We start from the raw sequence: 8,124 nt of genomic DNA, 5'->3' as shown, positions 1-8,124 counted from the left end.
TCTGCGCTGGGTCCGCCGGCAGCCCATAGGGCTGATCACAGGCGCATCTCCATCGACTGGTGGAGAATGCCGACCTCGTTATAGGGCTCACCCACGCGCCGCCAACCCAGCCGTTCGTAAAAGCCGACGGCAGTGTGCTGCGCGCTCAGGCGCAGGGTGTGGTCACCGCGCGCGCGGGCGGCATCCAACAGGGCCTGCAGAACCCGTGTGCCAACGCCGCTGCCGCGCAGCGCACGGTGCACCGCCATGCGGCCCACCTTGCCTATCCCCGGTTCCGCGATCAACAGCCGTCCAGTCCCCACCGCTTGCCCCAGGTGGTTGTAAGCCACGGCATGCAGCGCGGCCGCATCGGCCGCGTCCCACTCCTGCGATGCCGGTATGCCCTGCTCATCCACAAACACCGCCCGGCGCAGCGGGGCTGCAGCACTCTCCAGGGTATGCCACGGGCCGGTTACCACCCGCAGCACCTGCTGGCCAGCCTCGTAGCGCTGCACCAGCTCGCGCAGGGGCAGCGGCACCGGGCGCGAGGTCTGCGTGGCCGGATCGGCAAACACATAGACGATTTCCGCCCCCACCAGCGCACGCTCGCCCAGAAACAGTGCTCCGGTCATCGTCATCGACGAGTTGCCGATGCGCTCGCAGCGCAGCGCCACGTCCACCAGGTCGTCCATGCGGGCGCTGGCGGTAAATTCGAGGCTCGCCTTCTTGACATAGAGCTCGCCGCCCAGTTGACGCATGGCATCGGTGTAGGGCAGGCCCAGCGCGCGCCAGTACTCGGTGATGCCAACGTCAAAATACATCAGATAGTGGGCGTTGAAGACGATGCCTTGCATATCCACCTCGGCCCAGCGTACGCGCAGGCGATGGAAGCATCGGAATTCGTGGCGTTTCATGACGGGTTTTGGATTATTTGCGGTTTTTGGGGCGCGCGTTAACGCCGCCAACCCGATCCATGCCATCGAGCGGCGGGTGCGCCACGCGCACCGCTACCATGCGCGGGTTTTCGTCACGCTCAACACTATTTTGCGCGACGACGAGCTGGAGCCGGCACGGCGCTTGGTCCAGCAGCTATACGACATCGGCGTGGACGCGCTCATCGTGCAGGATGTGGGGCTGCTGGAGCTGCACCTGCCCCCCAATCAGTTGCATGCCTACACCCAATGCGACATCCGCACGCCGCAGAAGGCGCGCTTTTTGCGGGATGTGGGCTTTTCCCAGATGGTGCTGGCGCGGGAGCTGATGCTGGAGCAGATCGCCGCGGTCGATGCGGCATTGGGGCCCCGCGACGCTCCCGGGCGCGCAATCGCAGCGCCAACCGAGGGGACTGCTCGCAGGCCTGCCGCTTACCCTACGAGGTGCGCGACGCACAGGGGCGTATCCTGGCGCGCGACAAACATGTGCTGTCCCTGAAAGACAACAACCAGAGCGCCAACCTGCGCGCGCTGATCGACGCTGGCGTGCGCAGCTTCAAGATCGAGGGCCGCTACAAGGACACGGGGTATGTGAAGAACACCACCGCCCACTACCGTCGGCTGCTCGACCAGATTCTGCAGGAGCGGCCCGATCTGGCACCCTCTTCCAGCGGCCGCTGCCGCTACACCTTCACGCCCGATCCGAACCAGAACTTCAACCGCGAGTTCACCGACCACTTCGTCAACGGCCGGCAGATTGACATTGGCGCCTTCGACAGCCCCAAAAAACCCCGGCCGCCCGATCGGCTGGGTGGTGCGCAGGGCCGCCGAGTTTGCAAAACAAGCTCATCGGCCTGCAAACCAACCGCGTCGAACGGCTGGGCCCAGGAACGGAAGGGGGCATGCGCTGGCGCATCTACCCCAAGGATGCGATGGCTGGCCTGAAGGACCTGCGGACTGGCACGGTCGTCAACCGCAACCGCAGCATGGCCTGGATGCGGGCACTGGAGCGGCCGTCTGCCGAGCAGCGCATACCGTTGTGGGTGCGATTGCACGCCCAGGGGGATGCCCTGTGCCTGACGCTGACCGATGCCGATGGCTGAGCGGGCTCGGCCACCCTGGCCGGCCCCTTTGATCTGGCCCGGGACGCCGCGGCGAACGAGGCGCGGCTGGCCGAAGGGCTGGGCCGCCTGGGCGATACGGTGTTCGAGCCCGCGGCGCTGGATGTGCTGACCGATCTGGGCAACGTCTACAACCACAAGGCGCGTGACTTTTACGCCCGCCACGGGGTACGGGTGATCGAAGCCGCTTATGAGAGCCACGAGGCGCCCGGCGATGTCAATATGGGTCCGTTGGGGCCCCAGCCAGGGCCGCACTCAGCCGATCCAGCGGCGGGCGTTGCGGAACATGCGCATCCAGGGGCTGAAGGCATCGAGGCCGCCCGTGGCACCCAGGTCCATCCAGCTCATCTGCACGTTGCGGAACACCCGTTCCGGATGTGGCATCATGGCCGTAAAACGTCCATCCGGCGTGGTGACCGCGGTGATCCCGCCCGGGCTGCCATTGGGGTTGAAGGGATAGGCTTCGGTCGGCTGTCCATGGTGGTCCACGAAGCGCATGGCAACGCAGACGGCCTCGCGGTCGCCGCGCTGGCCAAAATTGGCATAGCCTTCGCCGTGCGCCACTGCAATCGGCAACCGGCTGCCGGCCATGCCGTGCAGGAACAAGCTCGGCGAATCGGTCACCTCCACCAGCGACAGCCGGGCTTCGAAGCGCTCGCTGACGTTCGTTGTAAAGCGCGGCCAGTGCTCGGCGCCTGGGATGATGGTGGCCAGCTCGGCAAACATCTGGCATCCATTGCACACGCCCAGCCCGAACGTGTCCGGCCGCGCGAAGAAGGCAGCAAACTGCTCCGACAGCTCCGGGTGGAAGGTGATGGAGCGCGCCCAGCCGATGCCAGCGCCAAGTGTGTCTCCGTAGCTGAAGCCGCCGCAGGCCACCAGCCCGCGAAAACCCTGCAACGTGGTGCGACCAGACAGCAGGTCCGTCATGTGCACATCCACCGCCTCGAAGCCGGCGGTATCGAACGCGTAAGCCATCTCGACATGCGAGTTGACACCCTGTTCACGCAGGATGGCCACGCGTGGCCGTGTCAGATTCAGGTACGGGGCAGCGACGTCTTCGGCGGGGTCGAAGCTCAGCGCCACATGCAGGCCCGGATCATCCGCGCGGCCGACGACCGCATGCTCGGCATCGGCACAGGCCGGGTTGTCACGCAACTGGCAGATCTTCCAGCTCACGCTATCCCACGCCTGATGCAAATCCTCCAGCGTGGCGCTGAAGAGGCACTTGGCATCCCGCCATATCTGCAGCTCACCCTTGCCGGCGTCGATCGGGCTGCTGACCGGGCGGGTTTTACCGATGACCTGGCTGCAGGCCGACAGGCCGTGGGCGCGCAGGGTCTGCAGCACCGCGTCGCGTTCGGCGCTGCGCACCTGCAATACCACGCCCAGCTCCTCGCTGAACAGGGCGCGCAGGGTAAGTTCGTCGCGACGCGCGGCAACCTGGGTAGCCCAGTTTTTGGCATCCCCATAATCGGCGCGGCTGTCGCGGATGCCGTCACCTTCGGTCACCAGCAGGTCTACGTTCAACGTGACGCCTACTCGGCCGGCAAACGCCATTTCGGCCACACAGGCCAGCAGCCCCCCGTCGCTGCGGTCGTGGTAGGCGAGGAGTCGCCCATCGGCCCGCAGGTCGTTGACGGCATCGACCAGCCGCACCAGGTCTTGTGGATCGTCCAGGTCGGGCACATCGCCGCCAGCCTGGTCCAGCAGCTGCGCCAAGACAGAGCCACCCATGCGATGGCGTCCGCGTCCTAGGTCGATCAGGATCAGCGTGGTGTCCTCCCGCGCATCGAGCTGTGGCGTCAGGGTGCCGCGCACGTCTGGCACAGTAGCAAAGGCGCTCACGATCAGGCTGACCGGTGCCGTCACCTTACGCGCCTGGCCGTCCTGCGTGCGCCACTGGGTGCGCATGGACAGACTGTCTTTCCCGACCGGGATGCCGATGCCGAGCTGCGGGCACAGTTCCATCCCCACGGCTTTGACGGTGTCATATAGCGCGGCGTCCTCGCCCGGCTCGCCGCAGGCGGCCATCCAGTTGGCCGACAGCTTCACGCGGGACAGCTCGATTGGCGCAGCCAATAGGTTGGTGATGGCTTCGGCCACAGCCATGCGGCCCGCAGCGGGGGCGTCCAGCGCGGCGACCGGCGTGCGCTCGCCCATGGCCATGGCTTCACCAGCCATACCGCGGAAATCGGCCAGTGTCACCGCGCAATCGGCCACCGGCACCTGCCAAGGGCCCACCATCTGGTCGCGATGGGTCAGCCCACCGACGGTGCGGTCGCCGATGGTGATGAGAAAGCGCTTGGAGGCCACCGTCGGGTGAGACAGCACCTCGATGATGGCCCACTGCAGTGCTACGCCCGTGCCATCGAATGGGGCAAAACGGCGCGGGATGCGCGCAACCTCGCGCCGCATGCGCGGGGGCTTGCCCAGCAGCACCTCCATCGGCATATCGACCGGGCAGGCATCCGCTGGCTCACTGGCCTGGGCATCGGCGAGCACGAGCTGGCGCTCTTCGGTCGCCACCCCCACCACGGCAAACGGGCAGCGCTCGCGCTCACACAGCGCGGCAAAACGCGGCAGCGCATCGGGGGCCAGTGCCAGCACATAGCGCTCCTGGCTCTCGTTGCACCAAATTTCCTTGGGGGCCAGGCCGCTTTCCTCCAACGGAATGGCACGCAGGTCGAAGCGGGCGCCACGCCCGGCGTCGTTGACCAGCTCTGGAAAAGCATTCGACAGTCCGCCCGCGCCGACATCGTGGATGGCAAGGATGGGATTGTCCGCGCCCAGCGCCCAGCAATGGTTGATCACCTCTTGCGCACGACGCTGGATTTCCGGATTGCCCCGCTGCACCGAGTCAAAGTCCAGCTCCGCCGCGTTGGCGCCGCTGGCCATGGAACTGGCGGCGCCGCCGCCCATGCCGATGCGCATCGCGGGTCCGCCCAACTGCACCAGCAAGGTGCCGGCTGGAAAGGTGGCTTTGTGCGTCTGGCTGGCGTCGATTTGCCCAATGCCGCCGGCGATCATGATGGGCTTGTGATAGCCGCGCTCTACCGTATCCACGTCAGAGACGATGCGCTGCTCATAGGCACGGAAGTAGCCAAGCAGGTTAGGCCGGCCAAACTCGTTATTGAAAGCCGCTGCGCCCAGAGGGCCCTCGATCATGATTTGCAGCGGGCTGGCGATGTGCGCCGGCTTGCCGCCGGGCTGATTAGACCAGCCGTCCCAAAGACGCGACACCGAAAACCCCGTCAACCCCGCCTTGGGGCGGGCCCCGCGACCCGTCGCGCCCTCATCACGAATTTCGCCCCCAGCCCCCGTGGCCGCACCGGGGAACGGCGAGATCGCGGTCGGGTGGTTGTGTGTCTCCACCTTCATCAGAATGTGGTGCTGCGCCTCATAACGGCGATAGCGGGGACTGCCCTCCCCGCCGGGCAGCGCCACGAAGCGCTCCACGATGTGTCCCTCCATCACCGCAGCGTTGTCCGCGTAGGCAACGATCGTATGTTGGGGTGCGGTCTGGTGGGTGTGGCGGATCATGCCGAACAGGCTGTGCGGCTGCTCCACCCCATCGATGACGAACTGGGCGTTGAAGATCTTGTGCCGGCAGTGCTCGCTGTTGGCCTGGGCGAACATCATCAGCTCGACGTCGCTCGGGTTGCGACCGAGGCGCTGAAAAGCTGCCACCAGATAATCGATTTCGTCATCCGCCAGGGCCAAGCCCCAGGCCGTGTTGGCGGCTTGCAGTGCAGCGCGTCCCTGGGTCAGCACATCCACCCGCTCCATGGGCTGGGGGGGCAGTGCCGTAAACAGGCCAGCCGCTTCAGCCGTGTCGCGCAAGGCGCTCTCGGTCATGCGGTCGTGCAGCAGCGCTGCGCAGGCCTGCCAGGTCGCATCATCCAGTGTGGGCAGGCGGCCCAGCCAGCCCGCCATGGCGCCGCTGTCCAAGGTTAGCCAGTACTCCACGACACGCTCCACCCGCCGTGCCGCGAGCCCGCAATTGCGCGCGATATCGGTGGCTTTCGACGCCCACGGGGATACGGTACCGATGCGAGGAGTGACCACGATGCACACCCCTTGCGTGGGGCCGTCGTAGGGCTCCCCGTAAGTCAGCAGGTCTGCCCAGCGGGCGCGTGCCGCCTCGTCGAGCGGGGCGTCGGTGGCCACCAGGTGCACGTGGCGCGCGGCAATGGCAGCGATGCGCCCATCGATTTCTTGCAGAAGCGGCAGCAACCGTCTCGCGCGAAAGGGACCAAGGGCATCCCCCCCGGCAAACGTCGTCAAATGAGTCGGGGGTACAGAGGCAGTCACGGCAACGGCAGGGGTCGGTGGTGGTGAAACCTGGCGATTTTAATGAAAGCGAACCCCCGATACCGCCCGGCCCCGGTCAGACGGGGCCACCAGGCCCCGCCTCGTTCACTGGTTCACCGGAGATTTCGGATCCAGCAGCAGCGCCATCACATGTTTGATTTGCTGCTCGTTCAGGATGCCTCTATGCCCAGCACTCGGCATTTTGGTACAAGCGTTAAAGGCGCGCGAGTTCCAGATCTTGGCCCATGTGTATTCGACAATGGGTTTGGCCGCTGGGCTGTCGGGGTCGGTCACACCGCGCAGCTTGCCGTAATTCCACAGGCTGGGGCCAAGCGTCCCGTATGAGATTTCCTTTTTGTCGATCTGATGGCAGTTGTAGCAGTTGCCCCCATTGACGGTCTTTTCGCTATCGCTCCAGGTCAGGCCGCGGCCGCTCTGGGCGATCTTCTCACCCTCGCGCCAGTCGCCCAGGAACTTGCCATCGCTTGGCCACTTGACACTTTTGTAGGCGGCCTCTTCGATGGCTTTGGCGGTATTGTCATCCAACGGCTTGCCGGTCACCTCGGACTGCCAGCACGCCAGGCGCGCTTCGTCCTGCTCCAGGCGGTCGAGCTTGGCGATACCGCGCTCGACAAACGATTTTTTGACGAACTCCATCGTCATCTTGTCGTAGTCGGCAGGAGACGGCGCTGCGCCACAGCCCGCCAACACGAGAGCCGCCGGCGCGGCCAGAGCAATCAGGGTTTTCTTCATAGCGGATCCTCCGGTTCAGCGCTTGATGGCCGGCGCGACGGATTTGGCACCCTTCGCGTTTACACCCATGTACACCCCCAGCGCGATCGTCACATCACTGGCAAAGGCGGGCTCGGGGAAGCGTTGTTGCCGGTAACAGTCATTCAAGCGGTGCTGCATGCTCCACATCTGGCCGTTGGACACACGGTACGCCGGCCAGGCGGCAAAGCCTAACCCGTCGCCAGGGTTCTTGGTCAGATTGGGCAACTCCTGCAGGCGGATGCGCTTGCCGTCCTCGCCGTGACAGCTTGCGCACGAGAAGTCATGCGGTCCGCCGCGCATAAAGAAAAGACGTTTGCCGACTTCGTACATGTCGCGCTCAGCCTGGGTATTGAACGGCAGATTGAACGGCATGTCGCGCGATTGGCTGGCAATCCATGTCGCCAAAGCCACGACGTTGGCGGTTTCACCACGCCCAAAGTTGCGCTGTGACACCTCTTTCTTGACATCGATACCCTGCAGCGTTTCCATGCAGGTGAGCAGTCGGCTCTCCAAATCCTGCACCCGACCGGTGTCCTTGAAGTAACGCGGCAGCTCCACAAAAGCACCTTTGACCACGCCCGGGCCCTTGCCCAGGTCGCATTGTTCCAACGAGGCGTTCTTCGGTCCGCGCTTTTGCTTCCACAGGTCTTCGCCTTTGACCTCAAACAGTTCGGCCGGGTTGCCGTCTTGCAACATCGCCCTGTATTCTTCGATGCCCTTTATAGTGGCATCTTCAGCCACCGCCGCACTGCCTAGCGCGGACAGCACTGCAAAAGTGACAAACGTTTTTTTCATATCGAATCCTTGCTGAAGTGAGAAAGCGCTGGCATTTGCGCTTTCCCAGCGCTGCGTCAAGCGATCACGGCCTCGTCGGTGCGCGACTCGCCCTTGTTGTCGGTCCACTTGACCACGATCTTGTCGCCCTTGTTGGCGCCCTTGAATTTGAAGCTCAGAAACGGGTTTTGCGACACCGCCCCGCTCCACAGTGCCTTGAGCACCTCTTT

Annotated in this window: 5 protein-coding genes and 1 pseudogene; 1 reads left to right on the top strand and 5 read right to left on the bottom strand. The window is 64.9% G+C overall.

From position 1 onward, the window contains the following. Nucleotides 1-35: 35 nt before the first annotated feature. Entirely contained in the window at nt 36-893 is an 858-nt protein-coding gene (locus tag P3W97_RS02680; protein WP_300843522.1) for a YbgC/FadM family acyl-CoA thioesterase, read from the bottom strand. Nucleotides 894-918: 25 nt separating this feature from the next. On the opposite strand from P3W97_RS02680, the pseudogene P3W97_RS02675 reads away from it, so the two are divergent. Then, nucleotides 919-2,257, top strand: a pseudogene (locus P3W97_RS02675) (peptidase U32 family protein); the annotation flags it as partial. 30 nt (nt 2,258-2,287) lie between these two features. Here the strand turns inward: P3W97_RS02675 and purL are convergent. From purL to P3W97_RS02655, 4 genes are all read right to left on the bottom strand, one after another. Continuing rightward, nucleotides 2,288-6,346 (bottom strand): phosphoribosylformylglycinamidine synthase, encoded by a 4,059-nt coding sequence (gene purL / locus P3W97_RS02670; protein ID WP_300843520.1) that lies wholly within the window; start codon nt 6,344-6,346, stop codon nt 2,288-2,290. Nucleotides 6,347-6,451: 105 nt separating this feature from the next. Continuing rightward, nucleotides 6,452-7,099 carry a sulfur oxidation c-type cytochrome SoxX gene (gene soxX / locus P3W97_RS02665; RefSeq protein ID WP_300843518.1) on the bottom strand — a complete coding sequence of 216 codons (648 nt, stop codon included), beginning with the start codon at nt 7,097-7,099 and terminating at the stop codon, nt 6,452-6,454. Nucleotides 7,100-7,114: 15 nt separating this feature from the next. Beyond that, nucleotides 7,115-7,915, bottom strand: a complete 801-nt coding sequence (gene soxA / locus P3W97_RS02660; RefSeq protein ID WP_300843526.1) for a sulfur oxidation c-type cytochrome SoxA — start codon at nt 7,913-7,915, stop codon at nt 7,115-7,117. Between the two features lie 56 nt (nt 7,916-7,971). Beyond that, on the bottom strand, nt 7,972-8,124 hold a 153-nt coding region (locus P3W97_RS02655; protein WP_300843524.1), incomplete at its 5' end, for a thiosulfate oxidation carrier complex protein SoxZ.

It is taken from the genome of Tepidimonas sp. (genome assembly GCF_029335975.1).
Lineage (GTDB): Bacteria > Pseudomonadota > Gammaproteobacteria > Burkholderiales > Burkholderiaceae_C > Tepidimonas.
The sequence above is the reverse complement of the archived record's forward strand: the minus strand, read 5'-3'. Positions and strand labels throughout refer to the sequence as shown.

What these genes read in the sequence shown, in the direction of transcription:
- P3W97_RS02680 (WP_300843522.1), bottom strand. Translation starts at nt 893, where the DNA reads ATGAAACGCCACGAATTCCGATGCTTCCATCGCCTGCGCGTACGCTGG.
- soxX (WP_300843518.1), bottom strand. Translation starts at nt 7,099, where the DNA reads ATGAAGAAAACCCTGATTGCTCTGGCCGCGCCGGCGGCTCTCGTGTTG.
- soxA (WP_300843526.1), bottom strand. Translation starts at nt 7,915, where the DNA reads ATGAAAAAAACGTTTGTCACTTTTGCAGTGCTGTCCGCGCTAGGCAGT.